This is a genomic window from Phenylobacterium sp. SCN 70-31 (assembly GCF_001724605.1).
In the GTDB taxonomy this organism is placed as follows: Bacteria; Pseudomonadota; Alphaproteobacteria; order Caulobacterales; family Caulobacteraceae; genus Phenylobacterium.
This window is the reverse complement of record NZ_MEEX01000001.1, coordinates 68631-82791: the sequence shown is the minus strand read 5'-3', so window position 1 is coordinate 82791 and position 14161 is coordinate 68631. Positions and strand designations below refer to the sequence as shown.

The 14161-nt window shown below is 69.6% G+C and carries 13 protein-coding genes; 7 read left to right on the top strand and 6 right to left on the bottom strand.

Features of this window, described 5'->3' with window-relative positions:
* Nucleotides 1–23: 23 nt before the first annotated feature.
* The 3 genes from ABS78_RS00415 to ABS78_RS00405 all read left to right on the top strand — a co-directional run bounded on the left by ABS78_RS00415 (nucleotide 24) and on the right by ABS78_RS00405 (nucleotide 3266).
* On the top strand, nucleotides 24–818 hold the full coding sequence (locus tag ABS78_RS00415; RefSeq protein WP_293373749.1) for a GntR family transcriptional regulator: 795 nt from the start codon (nucleotides 24–26) through the stop codon (nucleotides 816–818).
* A gap of 67 nt (nucleotides 819–885) precedes the next feature.
* Entirely contained in the window at nucleotides 886–1590 is a 705-nt protein-coding gene (locus ABS78_RS00410; protein ID WP_293373747.1) for an isochorismatase family protein, read from the top strand.
* A 5-nt stretch (nucleotides 1591–1595) separates the two neighbouring features.
* Nucleotides 1596–3266, top strand: coding sequence for an FAD-dependent oxidoreductase (locus ABS78_RS00405; RefSeq protein ID WP_293373745.1), 1671 nt, complete (start codon nucleotides 1596–1598; stop codon nucleotides 3264–3266).
* Here the strand turns inward: ABS78_RS00405 and ABS78_RS00400 are convergent.
* Together ABS78_RS00400 and ABS78_RS00395 are read right to left on the bottom strand one after the other, a co-directional pair.
* On the bottom strand, nucleotides 3263–4018 hold the full coding sequence (locus ABS78_RS00400) for a hypothetical protein (RefSeq protein WP_293373743.1): 756 nt from the start codon (nucleotides 4016–4018) through the stop codon (nucleotides 3263–3265). The two genes, ABS78_RS00405 and ABS78_RS00400, sit on opposite strands and share 4 nt — an antisense overlap.
* Nucleotides 4015–6012, bottom strand: a complete 1998-nt coding sequence (locus ABS78_RS00395; protein ID WP_293373741.1) for a nitrilase-related carbon-nitrogen hydrolase — start codon at nucleotides 6010–6012, stop codon at nucleotides 4015–4017. The genes ABS78_RS00400 and ABS78_RS00395 overlap by 4 nt, the downstream gene beginning before the upstream one ends.
* Nucleotides 6013–6119: 107 nt before the next feature.
* On the opposite strand from ABS78_RS00395, the gene ABS78_RS00390 reads away from it, so the two are divergent.
* Nucleotides 6120–6809, top strand: coding sequence for an SDR family oxidoreductase (locus ABS78_RS00390; protein WP_293373739.1), 690 nt, complete (start codon nucleotides 6120–6122; stop codon nucleotides 6807–6809).
* Between the two features lie 6 nt (nucleotides 6810–6815).
* Here the strand turns inward: ABS78_RS00390 and ABS78_RS00385 are convergent, their stop codons facing one another.
* On the bottom strand, nucleotides 6816–7601 hold the full coding sequence (locus tag ABS78_RS00385; protein ID WP_293373737.1) for an alpha/beta fold hydrolase: 786 nt from the start codon (nucleotides 7599–7601) through the stop codon (nucleotides 6816–6818).
* A gap of 112 nt (nucleotides 7602–7713) precedes the next feature.
* Nucleotides 7714–8841, bottom strand: a complete 1128-nt coding sequence (locus ABS78_RS00380) for a class I SAM-dependent methyltransferase (RefSeq protein ID WP_293373735.1) — start codon at nucleotides 8839–8841, stop codon at nucleotides 7714–7716.
* A 141-nt stretch (nucleotides 8842–8982) separates the two neighbouring features.
* Between ABS78_RS00380 and ABS78_RS00375 the strand changes: the two genes are divergently transcribed.
* Both ABS78_RS00375 and ABS78_RS00370 read left to right on the top strand, forming a co-directional pair.
* A complete protein-coding gene (locus ABS78_RS00375; protein ID WP_293373733.1) occupies nucleotides 8983–9264 on the top strand; it encodes a hypothetical protein in 282 nt (93 codons plus the stop codon).
* A 39-nt stretch (nucleotides 9265–9303) separates the two neighbouring features.
* Nucleotides 9304–10116 (top strand): GntR family transcriptional regulator, encoded by an 813-nt coding sequence (locus ABS78_RS00370; protein ID WP_293373731.1) that lies wholly within the window; start codon nucleotides 9304–9306, stop codon nucleotides 10114–10116.
* 47 nt (nucleotides 10117–10163) lie between these two features.
* Here ABS78_RS00370 and ABS78_RS00365 read toward each other — a convergent pair whose 3' ends face one another.
* Nucleotides 10164–10874 (bottom strand): PEPxxWA-CTERM sorting domain-containing protein, encoded by a 711-nt coding sequence (locus ABS78_RS00365; RefSeq protein WP_293373729.1) that lies wholly within the window; start codon nucleotides 10872–10874, stop codon nucleotides 10164–10166.
* 439 nt (nucleotides 10875–11313) lie between these two features.
* On the opposite strand from ABS78_RS00365, the gene ABS78_RS00360 reads away from it, so the two are divergent.
* Nucleotides 11314–12810 (top strand): CoA-acylating methylmalonate-semialdehyde dehydrogenase, encoded by a 1497-nt coding sequence (locus ABS78_RS00360; RefSeq protein ID WP_293373727.1) that lies wholly within the window; start codon nucleotides 11314–11316, stop codon nucleotides 12808–12810.
* Between the two features lie 56 nt (nucleotides 12811–12866).
* Here the strand turns inward: ABS78_RS00360 and ABS78_RS00355 are convergent, their stop codons facing one another.
* Nucleotides 12867–14117 (bottom strand): cytochrome P450, encoded by a 1251-nt coding sequence (locus tag ABS78_RS00355; protein WP_293373725.1) that lies wholly within the window; start codon nucleotides 14115–14117, stop codon nucleotides 12867–12869.
* Nucleotides 14118–14161 lie beyond the last annotated feature (44 nt).

Here is a 14161-nt window from a genome sequence, read left to right as displayed (position 1 = left end):
CGGATGGCCCGCCGGGGACATTGATGGCGTCGAGCATACCGGGTGCGACGGCGGGGCTGGGGCCGCATCTGATCGATGGGGCGGCGCCGACCCCGCTCTATCATCAGATCTTCCTGATCCTGAAGGAGCGGATCCGGCGGGGTGACTTCGCGCCGGGTGCCGTGCTGCCGGGCGAGGAAGACCTGGCGAAGCTGTTCGCGGTGTCGCGGATCACCGCCAAGCGGGCGCTGAACGACCTGGCCGCCGAACAGCTCGTGACCCGGAGGCGCGGACGCGGGACGGTAGTGGCGGGCGTGGTGTCGGAGGGCCTGGTCACCGGCTCGTTCGACACGCTGGTCCAACTGCTGGAGCGCATCGGCGCCGACACCGAGGTCGAACTTCTCGATGTGGCCGAGGAGACGGCGAACGGCGAGGTCGCCCGTCTGTTGCAGCTCGATCCGAACGCCCCCGTACGGCGCGTGAACCGGCTGCGGCGGCTGGACGGCGAACCCTTCTCGTACCTCGTGACCTACCTGCCGCAATCGGTGGCGCGGAAGATCACCCGGCGCGATCTGGCCACCAAGCCGATGCTGCGGCTGCTGCGCGCCGCGGGCGCCGAACCGGCCGAGGCCGAGCAATGGATCACCGCCACCGGCGCCGAGCCGCAGATCGCGGGCGCGCTGGGCCTGACGGTCGGGGCGCCGCTCTTGCGGGTGGTCCGGGTGGTGCGGGACGCGAGCGCCACGCCCATCCAGCTCATCTACGCCCAGTATCACCCCGAGCGCTTCGCCTATCACATCCAGACGCCCGCGACGCCGCACGAGGACGAGAACGGATAGCTTGCATGGCTGCGCCATAAAGGCATAATCAATATATCAAACAAGCTTGGTCGGAGAGAGCTGCGCCATGGCGGAAGACGAGCTGAAGTTCGAGCCCACCATGGTCCGCGAGGACAAGACCGCGCGGCAGCTCTACGAGGCGGTGAAGGCCAATCCGGCCCGTGCGCGGTTCGGCTTCGGCGAGAAGCTGGCCGTTGTGAACATCGACTTCCAGCAGGCCTACACCCGGCCCGACCTGTTCCCGAAGTCGGCCTATGTCACCGACCCGCGCCAGATCGAACACACCAACACCATATCGGCCCTGGCGCGCGCCGCCGGCATGCCGGTGATCTGGACCCGGGTGGCCTACAAGGCCGACGGGGGTGACGCGGGCGTCTGGGGCACGCGCACCGACACGCCCGACAGCCTCCAGAACATCAAGTACGACAGCGAGCGTCACAAGTTCGACCCGCGGGTGCGGATCGACGAGGCGAAGGACCTCGTCTTCACCAAGCGGATGCCCAGCGCGTTCTTCGAGAGCCCGCTGCAGAGCTACCTGGTCTGGCACAAGGTCGACACCGTGGTGCTGACCGGCGGCTCGACCTCGGGCTGCGTCCGCGCCACGGGCGTGGAATCCCTGTCGCGCGGCTATCGGACGATCGTCCCGGAAGAGTGTGTGGCCGACAAGCACGAGAGCTACCACTACGCCAACCTGACCGACCTCCAGCTCAAGTACGCCGACGTCGTCGAGGCGCAGGAGGTCATGGACTGGCTCAAGGCCCGAGCGCTGTAGCCGCCATGACCCGGAAAGCCGCTCCCGAAGCGCCCGTCCTCATCGTCGGCGGTGGCCCCGTCGGCCTTACCCTGGCCATCGATCTGGCCCACCGCGGCGTGCGCAGCATCGTGGTGGAAGAGCGCATCGGCGCGATGCAGCACCCCAAGGCGACCCTTCTGGGCGCGCGCTCGATGGAGCTGTACCGGCGCTGGGGACTGGATCAGGCGATCTACGACGCGGCGATTCCGGCGGACAATCCGTACTTCATCATCTTCACCACGCGACTGGCGGGCCAGGAAGTCCACCGGGTGCAGTCGCCCTCGATCCGCGAACTTATGACCCGCGACCCGGTCGCCACGGCCCGCTTCGCCGAGATGCAGTGGTCGCCTTACGGCAAGACCCAGATCGGGCAGCAGGCGCTGGAGCCGGTGCTGCTGGCCCACGCCCTGTCGCGGCCCGAGATCGACCTGCGGCGCGGCTGGCGCGCCACCGGCTTCACCCAGGACGCGGACGGCGTCGTCGGCCACGTCCAGCATGTCGAGACCGGTGAGACCCAGGACATCGCGTCCCTCTACCTCGCCGACTGCGAGGGCGGGGTCGGCCCGATCCGCCGCCAGCTCGGCATCCGCCGCAACGGCCGCGGCAAGATGCGGGCGAACGTGAGCCTGTTCTTCCGCAGCCCGGGCTTCCTGGAGGCCCACGGCCGGGGACTCGCCAATCTCTATTTCGTGTTCACGCCGGACTGCTTCGGGGTTTTCACGGCCATCGACGGCAAGGATCTCTGGAACTTCCAGTACTACTTCCTGGACGCGTCCAAGCAGACGGACGAGGTGGACGCCGAGGCGATCCTCTTCCGCGCCATGGGCAAGCCCTTCGACTTCGAACTCATCAACGTCAACCACTGGCACCACCATCAGTCGGTGGCCCGGAAGTGGCGCGAGGGGCGGGTGTTCCTGCTGGGCGACGCTGCCCACCTGTTCGCGCCCACCGGCGGCGTGGGCATGAATACCGGTATCGGCGACGCCTGCGATCTCGCCTGGAAGCTCCAGGCGACGCTGGAGGGCTGGGGCGGCCCGCGCCTGCTGGAGAGCTACGAGCGCGAGCGCAAGCCGATCGCCATCCGCAACAGCATCATTTCGGCCACCAACTCCGACAAGATCGACATGGTGATGGACGAGACGCCGGCCAACATCGATCAGCCCGGCGAGGCCGCGGACCGCGAGCGCGCCGAGCTGAAGCGCAAGATCCAGTGGCTTTCGCGGCAGTTCAGCAGCGCCGGCACGCACCTGGGCTATCGCTACGTGGGCTCGGACATCGTGGTCGGCGACGGCACGCCCGAGCCGTGCGACGACACCGCGCGCCTGACGCCCACCACCTGGCCGGGCTCGCGCGCGCCCCATGCCTGGCTGGCCGACGGCCGCACCATGCTGGACCTCGTGGGCGACGACTTCGTGCTGCTGGTCCTGAGCGACGACGAAGGCGACGACGGCAACGGGGGCGAACTTGCGCCGCTGACCGACGCCATGGCCGCGGCGGGCGCGCCGCTGCGGATCGAGCGTGTCGGCGATCCGGCCGTCCAGGCCCTCTACGAACGGCGTCTGGTCCTGGTGCGTCCGGACGGGCACGTCGTGTGGCGCGGCGACCGGCCGCCTGAGGACGCCGCGGCCGTCGTCCGGACCATCACCGGAAACTAGCGGAGGGCCTCCGCGAGACGGTCACGCCAGCCGACGACGCCCAGTCCGTCGTCCAGCAGATCGTCGCGGCCCATGCGCGACATCATCTTCGCCGCCAGGCAGAAGTTCGAGGAGATCACCGGAACGCCCGAGGCGTGACCGGCGGCGACGACCGGCAGGCTGGGCATGCCTGTGCCGCTGAGCAGCACCGCATCGGCGCCCTTCACGTCCAGCCCGGCGAGGGCCTCCGCAGCCTGGCCCCAGGCCAGGTCGTAGATGCCGCGCGTGTCGGCGGTGGCGGTCTCGATCCGGTGCTTGGCCAGAACGGTGAGGCCCTGGCCCTCGAAGTAGGTCTGGCCGGCGGCGACGAGGGCGGCGGGATAGGGGGCGATCACGACGATCCTGCGCGCGTTCAGCCGGTCGAGGGCCCACAGGATCGCTTCGGCCGCCGTCACCACGGGATAGCCGCGCCGGGCCTCGCACGCCGCCACGATCTCGCGTTCGCGCTCGTGACCGACCAGATAGGTCGAGCCCGTGCAGGCGAAGCCGAAGACGGCGGGCTTGAGGACGTCGAAGTCGCCCAGGGTGTCGTCCAGGTCCTCGATGTACCGGCGCAGCCGTTCCAGCGGATCTTCGGCCGTGCTGGTCAGGCGCACGACGTTCGACGACATGCCGCGCGGCGGCATGATCGCGAACTCGTCCTCGACCGTGGGATTGGCCTGGGGCGTGCCGACGCCCAGGCGTCCGAGGCCGGCGTAGCGGGTCTGGCTCATCGTGCGGTCTCCGTGGTCCCGTACATCGAGCCCATGTTCTGTTCGGCGACGGGGGCGCCCTCCGGCCGGGTGAAGACGCCGGTCTCGAAGTAGCGGCGGATCACCTGGCGAGTGACCTCCAGCCCCTGCCTGGCCTCGCGCATCGGGGTCTTCAGCCAGACGTCGATGGGATAGCCGGCCTTCGCCGCCGCCGCGTAGGCCGCGGCGTAGGCCGAGGGCTCGTCCCAGGCCAGCAGGTTGCGGCGGGCGTCGGCGCGGGCGTGGCGCAGCGAGCCCAGGTCGATCGGCCCCATCAGCGGCAGGTGCCCCGGCCCGTCGGCCGCAGCCTCCAGCCGTCCGTCGAAGCGGACGATCTTGGAGTGGCCGCGCTTGGCGGGGGAGGGCGCCGTGTCGCTCGGGTCCATGTATTGCCCGCCCGTGCCGCAGCTGACCACATAGGCCAGGTTCTCGAACGCCCGGGTGCGCCGGCCGATGTCCCAGCCGTGGCGACGTGCGTTGTGCGGTTCGGACGTCGGATGGATCAGCACCTCGGCCCCGCGCCGCGCCAGTTCGCGCGCCGTCTCCGGGAAGTTCATGTCGAAGCAGACCAGCGTGCCCAGCTTGCCGATCTTCGTGTCGGCCACCGGGAACAGGGCGTCGTAGCCGTCGCGGGCCACATAGTCGGAATAGATGTTCCCCGGCGTGGTCAGCGAGAGCAGGCCGGTGTCGGCGCCGTGGATCTTGCGGTAGCGGTGGATGAGCCGGCCTTCGTCGTCGATGATGAAGGCGGTGTTGAAGTAGCGGTCGGGCCAGGTCGGATCGACCTCGTAGACCATGCCCGAGACGAACACCGAGCTTTCGCGGGCGAAGGCCTGGAGCTTGGCGATCTCGGGACCGTCCATGCGCACGCTGACCTGCATCCAGTAGTCGAGCGGCTTGCCGGTGACGACGCCCTGCATGAAGAACTCGGGGAACACCACCAGCTTCACCGACGGAGACCGCGCCATGCCGCGGACCAGCGCGATGGCCCGCTCGACGTTGTGGTCCAGCACGGCGTCGCGCTGGCCGAGGTCGTGGACCGACATCAGGTCCATCTGGCCCAGGACCACGTCGTAGCGGTCGAGGCGGCCTTCGACCCCCGGTTTGACACGGGCCTCGACCCGGCGGGCGCCCTCGGCCCGCCACGCGTCGCGGCTCTGGACGGCGGCGTGGTCCGCGGCCGGGGCCTGGGCGTAGCCGCCCGCATAGAGGCCGGTCCGCACCACGACGGGGAAGTTCGCGTAGGTCTCGCTGCGACGCCGGCGCACGGCCTGGATATCGGGATCCAGGCTGATCATCGTCTCGTCGCCCCGGGCGGCCACGACGGTCAGCCCGATGGTGTCGTAGGCGGCCGCGGCGGCGGGCAGGCGCTCGACGCCCAGTTCGGGGTGCTCGATCCGCGTGGGCGAGGCGCACAGCACCAGGGCCAGGTTCTCGTAGGCGCGGGCCGCGCGGGCCGTCTGGCGCGCCTGGAAGAACGCGTCGCCACGCTCGAAGGCGGGGTTGAGGATCACCTCGCCGCCGGCCTGCGCGGTCATCCGGGCAAGGTGCGGCGAGAGGATGTCCTCGCCGACCAGCAGACCGATCTTTCCGAACGGGGTTTCCGCGATGGGGAAGTCGCGCCGGCGGCCGAGATCGGCGTCGTTGGCCGAATAGCCGGCGACGAGATCCGGCAGGGTCTTGCCGACCGCGAGCAGGCGCGCCCCGTCGGGGCCGATCAGGAAGCCTTCCGTGCGTGCGGTCCCGGCGCGGTCCACGCCGGCGGCGCCGGCGAGATAGACTCCATTGCGTGCGGCGATGTCCGACAGCGCAGCCAACGTGGCCTCGGCGTCGACGCCGGCCTCGGGCTGGGCGATCGGCAACAGGATGAGTCTGGGCGCGGCGGGGTCGTCGGTGAGCGCGGCCAGCGCTGAGAGGCGGTCGATGTCGACGGCGGCGGCCGATGCGCGCCAAGGCTCCTGAACGAGGAAGATCATCCTGAACGCTCCCACTGTCGCGGTGGTGCGCCGGCCCGAACGTCAGGCTGCGCGACACAGCAAGAAGACTGTATATGGATACAACGTAGCCATCCAAGGAGAATCCCGTGCCGACCGTCCTGATAACCGGCGCCAGCCGCGGAATTGGCCTGGAGATGACCCGGGCGTTCCTGACCAGGGGCCATTCGGTGGTCGCCACCTGCCGCGACCCGGACGGCGTCCCGGCGCTGCGGGCGCTGGGCCGCGAGGGCGCGCTCGAAGTCCTCGCGATGGACGTCGCCGATCCCGCCGCCGTGGACGCCTGCGCCGCCGCGCTGGCCGGGCGGCCGATCGACATCCTGGTCAACAACGCCGGCGTCGCCCACCGCGACACGCGCTTCGGCGCGCTGGACTACGACGCCTGGCGACGCGTCATGGACGTGAACCTGCTGGCGCCGGTGAAGGTGCTCGAGGCCTTCCTTCCCCACCTGCTGGCGGGCGAGGGGCGCAAGGCGGTGAGCATCTCCAGCAGCCTGGGTTCGATCGGCCGGGCCGGCGGCGACAACTACTTCTACCGGACCAGCAAGGCGGCCCTGAACATGGCGATGCGGGCGATCGGACACGACCTGGCCGCCCGGGGCGTCATGGTGGCGGTGGTCAGTCCGGGCTTCGTGGATACGGATTTCACGCGCGGTTCGAACGCGCCGAAAATCTCGGCGCGGGAGAGCGGCGAGGGACTGGCGGCCTACATCGAGCGGATGACGGCGGAGGACAGTCGCCGCTTCCTGCGCTTCAACGGCGACGAACTGCCCTGGTGAGGCGGCTCACGCGGTGACGAAGGCGGCGACCGGTCCGGCCCAGGCGGCGGGCCGGTCGAAGATCACCTCGGTGCTGCCGTCCAACTCGACGTAGGACCATTGCGGCCGCATCTGCGTCAGACGGCGGCCGTGGCTGAAGATCGGATCGTCCCGGCTGGTCAGCACGAGGGTCGGGCAGCGGATGGCGGGAACCGCCGCGCCGAAATCGTACCGGTAGGCGGCCGTGTGGCCGTACCACTCCAGATCGCCGTTCAGGTAGTAGGTGAGCACCGCCATCTGGCGGGCTTCGTCGCTCATCTGCTCGCCCGGCAACGTCTTCAGGTAGGCCCAGCGGTCGGTGAGGTGCGAGCCGTCCGGCTTGAGGCTGTGATCGCCGTGCTTGCGCAACAGGCGCTGCTGGCGCTCGGCGGCATCGTATGCGGGCGCTCCGTGGAGCACGAGGCGCGAGACCGACGCCGGATGTCGGGACGCCATCGCGCCGGCGATCAGCGCCCCCGTGTGATGTCCCGCCACCGCCGGCGCCGTCAGCCCCATCGCCCCGATCGCCTCGACGACGGCGTCCGCGTAGTCCTCGATGGAAGGCGGTTCCGGCGGGGTGCTCGACAGGCCATAGCCGGGGGTGTCGATGCTGATCGCCTCGATGCCCGACGCGGCCAGTTGCGGCGCGGCTCTGGAGAACTGCACCGACGACCAGGGCGTCTGGTGGATCAGGATCAGCGGCCGGCCCGCACCCAGGCGGCGGTAGTGAATCTGGCCGAAGCGGCAGTCGGCGTATCCGCGGCGTTCGGTCATGGTCGTTCCGGGAGAGGTCCTGGCCTGGGCGGCGCCGACGGTTGGCGTCGTGGCGCAGGCAAGCGCTGTCGCGACGGCGGCGCGGCGGGTGAGCATGGGGATGGGCCGGGGGTCAGGCGGCGCGCTTGTCGCCGACGACCAGATACCAGAACCGGGGGCCGTCCAGCATGGGGATGGTCAGTTCGCGGCTCTCGTCCGGGCCGAAGCCGGCTTCGCGCATCCGCGCCGGCACGTCGGCGTAGACGAAGTCGTCCCAGAAGGGCTCGTCGTTGTTCCGGGTCTGCCAGCTGAACATCGCCTGTTCGAAGGGCGAGAAGTCGCGGCCGCGAACCGGGACGTCCTGATGGACCACCACGCCGCCCGGCTTCAGGACGCGGCGGGCCTCCGCGAAGATCTTGCCGAGCATGCCCTTGGACACTTCGTGCATGAGGTTGTGGGACACCACCAGATCGAAGCTCTCGTCCTCGAACGTCAGCGCGCCGGCGTCCATCTGGTGGAAATGCACGCGCACGCCCAGGTGCTCGGCCCGGAAGTGAGCGTAGCGCAGCATGGCGGGGCCCACATCCACCGCATGGACTTCCGCCTCGGGGAAATGCGCGGCGTAGGCCACCGACGCGCCGCCCGCCGAACATCCGAGATCCAGGATCCGCTTGGGCCGGAGGTCGGGATACTCCCGGGCCAGCCAGGCGATCACGGCGCCGGCCTTGCTGTCGCGGCTGCCGATCCCGGTGCCCGCGGAGAAGGCGTTGCCGCCGCTCTCGTACAGGGCCCCCGCCATGATGTCCTGATCGTCCGCCAGGCGCATGTAGCCGCCCGGTTGGCCGTGGATGTTGGCGGCGAAAGCGTCCGCAGGGGCGCGGAAGGCCGGATCGAGGCTCAGCGAACCGCCGGCCGGCGCGTTGCCGACCATCTCCGCGGCGGCCTGCATGCGGGGCATGTCGCGGCGGATCGTGCCTTCGACGGTGTTCCACATCAGGTCCTGGGCGGTGCGGGTCAGGCTGCCCCAGGCCTGGTAGAAGGGATCGGTGGTCATCGCCGTGGCGATCTCTTCGCGAGTCTCGGCCGCCTTGCCGTTTGCGGCCTCGTAGGCGGCGGCCGCGCGACCGTCGAAGGCGCGCTTCATGCCCGAGGAGTAGCCCGTGAGCCGTCGTTTGAGCTCTACGATATAGCGGAGGCGCGCGGCCTCTTCGCTCGTCGCCTGCGCCAGCATCTCGTGGGTGGTGGAGCGGTCGATCACCATCGCAACAATCCTCAAGCCCGCCTTACATGTCTTAAAGAAAGTACTTCTTGGGGCGTGAGAGGCAAGCTATTGCTGCGCCTCATCCCCGGAAATCCGCGGTGGGCTGCGATTGGGCGCCGGGGCGACATGGAGGCCTTGCCCTTGGACACGAACGGCTCCCCGGCGCGACCGACCTTCTTCCAGGATCCCGGCGTCGACTGGTGCTGGGCCACCATCGTGGCGCTCAGCGCAGAGGTCGTGGCGCTGCGCGAGCGATCCGAAACCCTCGAGCGTCTGCTCGAACGCAAGGGCGTACTACTTGCGGGTGAGATCGATTCGTATGAGATGGATGCGACTGAGGCGGAAGCTCGCAGGGGGCGACGTGACGCGTTCACCGGCCGCGTCTTCTACATCCTCGATCGAGAGTTCGACGCGCTCGGATAGGGCGGCCAGCCCGGCCGCCGCGCAACAGGTGGGGCACCTTTGACAGACGCCTTGGCGGAACGGGGGCCGGTGCGGGGCCGGCGGCGGATAGGTTCCGAAGTCAACACAAGCCTGCCCGTCTATCACCAGCTCTACATCATCCTGCGGCAGCAGATTAAGGACGGCGCGTTCGCGGTGGACACGCCCATGCCGACCGAGATGGGGCTTTGCAGCCGGTTCAAGGTGTCGCGAGTCAGCGTCCGCCGCGCGCTGGAAATGCTGGAGCGCGAGGGGCTGATCATCCGCAAGCACGGTGTCGGCACCTATGTGGCGCCCGACCCGGCCGACAGCGGCAAGCGTATCGCCGGCCTGATGGACAATCTCATCACGCTGGGGCTGGAGACCAAGGCGCGCCTGCTCAAATTCGAGGTGGACGCGCCCCTGCCCAGTTTCGCCAGCAGCGCGCTGGGGGTCGAGCCGGACGCGGCGGGCGTGCAGATACAGAGGCTGCGGCTCTATCAGAACAAGCCGTTGTCACTGACCGATATCTACCTTCCCGCGCGCCTGGCCGGCTTGCTCTCGCCCGAAAAGATCGACGGCCGCCCGATCATGCAGGTGCTGGAGGCCGGCGGCCTGAAGCCCCTCAGCGCCGAACAGAGCCTCAGCGCCGTGACGGCGGACGACCATGCCGCGTCGCTGCTGGAGGTGCCGATCGGTGCGCCCTTGATCCGCCTGCGCCGTCGCGTCCTGGATCGCGACGGTTCGGCCTTCGAGTTCCAGCAGGGCCTCTACAATCCCGACCAGTACGAATACCACATGCTGCTGACCCGGGATAACAGCAGCACGCGCCCGCAATGGCGGCACATCGGCTAGGCGTTCGGTCCCAGCGGCGGCTCGCGCTCCCGGCGCTGCACCGCCCGTCAGCAGAGCACGGCGCGGCGGCGGCGCAGCATCGCGCCTGCGCTGCCCAAGCCCAGGATCATCAGCGCCCAGGTCCCCGGCTCGGGAATCGCGCCCACCGGGCCGCCGCCGTTGTCGTCCCCATCGCCTCCGTTCGGATCCCCCGAACCCTGCGGCGTCTCGAGCACGCCGCCGAACCGCGACCAGCCGACGTTCTTGTAGCCCAGGCCCACCCCGCCGTTGCGACGGTTCTCGAAACTGGCGCTGGCGGTGTCGAGGTTCGCCAGCGTCACCGCCGTCGGGAGAGTCGAGCCGATATCGCCGTCGTTGTCCTTCAGCAGGAAGTAGACGCCGCTGGTGTAGGTGGCGCCCGTCACGACCGTTCGGGTGAGGCTGACCATGAGCTGGCTCTCGGCCGTGAACGACAGCGTGGGCGTCCAGAGCGAAAAGTCATCGAAGGTTCCGACGCGGCCCGAGACCAGCGTGAGCCCGTAGTTCGGAGCCGACGCGTCCGTGTCGTAGGTGAAGTGGAAGGCGTAGTCGTTGGTGTGGGACGCCGCGTTGAAGGCGTTCTGCCAGTCGTGATAGACGTTGGGTCCGAAGTCCTGGGTGTTCTTCGATGCGCCGCCGAAGTCCTCGAACTTGAGGTCCACCACCGCGGCCGCGGCGGGCTGGACCCAGATCGCGGCGGCGAGCGCCGCGGCGGTGATCGTGAAACGCTTGGCGTACATGCTGGCATCCTCCGACTAGTGGGCGCGAGAGACCATCCTCCGCGGGGCGCGCCACCCACTGATCAAGGGGGGTGCGGTCCAGGTTTCCCCCGTGAGGAGAACGCGTCGCCGCCCACTTCTCGTGAGGGGCGAAATCCGGTCGCGAGCCTTCGCTCAGCAGCGGCGTGATCCCCGTCGCGACCGCCCCCGGCGACACCCTCCGGCGACACGACGAGGGGGCTCCGGGAACGCCACGATCTGGCGACCGAAGGCGCGATGTTCTTGCGCGGCCGTGCGCGCGGTGGGAGACGTGGGCGTCGATGCAGCCGCCCATGGGGGCGTCTCGAACCGGACCGATCGGTCGGAATCCGGTCGGGCCAGGGTCCTGATCGACGGTCATGTTCGCGGGTGGCCCGGCGCCGTCCGCAATCTTCTCTACAGCGGCGGATCTGAGCAAGAGATGCGAGAAATCACCCACTACATCGGCGGCGCGGCGTTCGCGGGCGCCTCCGGTCGCTACGGCGACGTCTTCGACCCGAACACGGGCGACGTTCAGGCGCGGGTCCAGCTGGCGACGGCGTCGGAGGTGGACCGGGCGGTGCAGTCGGCGCTGCGGGCGCAGGCGGACTGGGCGGCGGTGAACCCGCAGCGGCGGGCGCGGGTGATGTTCGAATTCAAGCGCCTGGTCGAGGCGCGGATGGACGAGCTGGCCGAGCGGCTGTCCAGCGAGCACGGCAAGGTGATCGCGGACTCCAGGGGCGACATCCAGCGCGGCCTGGAGGTGATCGAGTTCGCCTGCGGCGCGCCCCACGTGCTGAAGGGCGAGTACACAGAGGGGGCGGGGCCGGGGATCGACGTCTATTCGATGCGCCAGCCGCTGGGCGTCTGCGCGGGGATCACGCCGTTCAACTTCCCGGCGATGATCCCGATGTGGATGTTCGGCGTGGCGATCGCGGTGGGCAACACGTTCGTGCTCAAGCCCAGCGAGAAGGACCCCAGTGTGCCGGTGCGGCTGGCCGAGCTGATGATGGAGGCCGGCGCGCCCGAGGGGGTGCTGAACGTGATCCACGGCGACAAGGCGGCGGTGGACGCGATCCTGGACCACCCGGACATCAAGGCGGTGAGCTTCGTCGGCAGCTCGGACATCGCCCACTACGTCTACAGCCGCGGCACGGCGGCGGGAAAGCGCGTCCAGGCCATGGGCGGGGCCAAGAACCACGGGATCATCCTGCCCGACGCCGACCTGGAGCAGGCGACGAAGGACATCATCGGCGCGGCCTACGGCTCGGCCGGCGAGCGCTGCATGGCCTTGCCCGTGGTGGTTCCGGTGGGCCGGAAGACGGCCGATGAGGTGCGCGAGCGGGTGCTGGCGGAACTGGAGACCCTGAAGGTGGGGATCTCCACCGATCCGGCGGCGCAATACGGGCCGGTGGTCAGCCGGGCGCACAGAGACAAGATCGCCGGCTACATCCAGACCGGCGTCGACGAGGGCGCCGAACTGGTCGTGGACGGCCGCGGCTTCCAACTCCAGGGCTACGAGAAGGGCTTCTTCATCGGCCCCAGCCTGTTCGACGGCGTTACCACGGCCATGACGACCTATCGGGAGGAGATCTTCGGACCGGTCCTTCAGATCGTCCGCGCCGAGACTTTCGAGGAGGCTCTCGAACTGCCCTCGGCTCACCAGTACGGCAACGGCGTCGCCATCTTCACCCGCAACGGCCGCGCCGCCCGCGAGTTCGCCTCCCGCGTCCAGGTGGGTATGGTCGGCATCAACGTGCCGATCCCGGTGCCGGTGGCCTATCACACCTTCGGCGGCTGGAAGCGCTCGGCTTTCGGCGACGCCAACCAGCACGGCATGGAAGGCGTCCGCTTCTACACCAAGGTCAAGACCGTCACCGCCAGGTGGCCCGACGGCGACGCCCACGACTCCGCCTTCGTCATCCCCACCATGAAATAGGCGATTTTTCGGGGCGGGCTCCCTGCCGGGCTGCCGGTCTCCGGCGGCTCACCGCATCAGGCCGGGACGGCCTGTACGATCAGTTCGCGGTAGCGGTCGTGGCGGCGGGGATCCTTCACCGGCGCGGTGGTGACCAGTGTCAGGCCCGGCCATCGATCTGCGATGGCCTCGATGGCCAACCGCGCCTCGAACCGCGCCAGGGCCGCGCCGATGCAGAAGTGCGGCCCGACGCCGAAGGACAGCACGGGCGCGGCCATTTCCCGCCGGATGTCGAAACGTTCGGGATCGGTAAAGACCTCGGGGTCGCGGTTGGCGGCGCCCAGCCCGACGCGGACGGTGTCGCCGGCCTTCAGGGTCTTGCCGCGGAGTTCGACATCCACCGTGCAGCGGCGGTTGGTGGAGGTGGATTGGGTCGGATGGTGGAAGCGTAGGATTTCCTCGATCGCGGGCGCGATCAGCGCGCGGTCGGAGATGAGCGCCCGCCACTGTTCCGCGTGCGACAGCAGCAGGTAGAGCCCGCTGGAGATCATCCGTTCGGTCGTGGTGCCCGCCGCCGTGTAGATCGTGCTGATCGCCGACGACAGCTCGGCGTCGCTCAGCGCGCCGCGCTCGTCCTCGGCGGCGATGAGAGCGCTGATGAGGTCGTCCCGCGGGTCGGCCCGGCGCGTGGCGATCAGGTCGCGGACGTAGCGTCCCACCCAGCGACCGGCCTCCAGCGCCTCGGTCCACTCGGCCTCCGAGCGTTTGGGCGCCATGAGCCGGCCGGTCAGTTCGAAGGCGGCGCGAAAGGCCTCGCGATCCTCCGCGGGGATGCCGATGATCTCGCTGGCCACGATGATCGGCACATGGAAGGCGAAGTCGCCGATGAGGTCGAAACGCCCCTTCGCGCCGGCCGTGTCGAGCAGGCCGTGGATCACCTCCAGGATGCGGCCGCGGCGCGCCTCGACGCTTCGCCGCGAGAAGGCCGAAACCACCAGAGCCCGGATGCGCGTGTGGTCGGGCGCATCCATCTGGTTGAACGACTGGGCGAGCGTCCGGCTCAGGCCCTTCTCTGTCTTCGACGCCTCGCCGCCGCCCTGACGGGCCAGGGGATTGTCGCCGCCCCAGCCCGCCGCGGCGCTGGAGAAGCGTATGGGATCCTTCAGCACCATGGCGCAGTCGTCGTAGCGCGTCAGGTACCAGAACCCGTGCCGGGACCAGTGGACGGGGTCGCCGCGGCGGAGCCGGATCAGTGTCTCGGCCGGATCGTTCTCGAAGTCGTAGTCGTAGAGGTCCGGCGCCAGGGCGCCGCTGTCGGCGATGGTCATGGCCCGGTCTCCTCCTCACCCGTTGGCCCGATTTCGACAGCAGG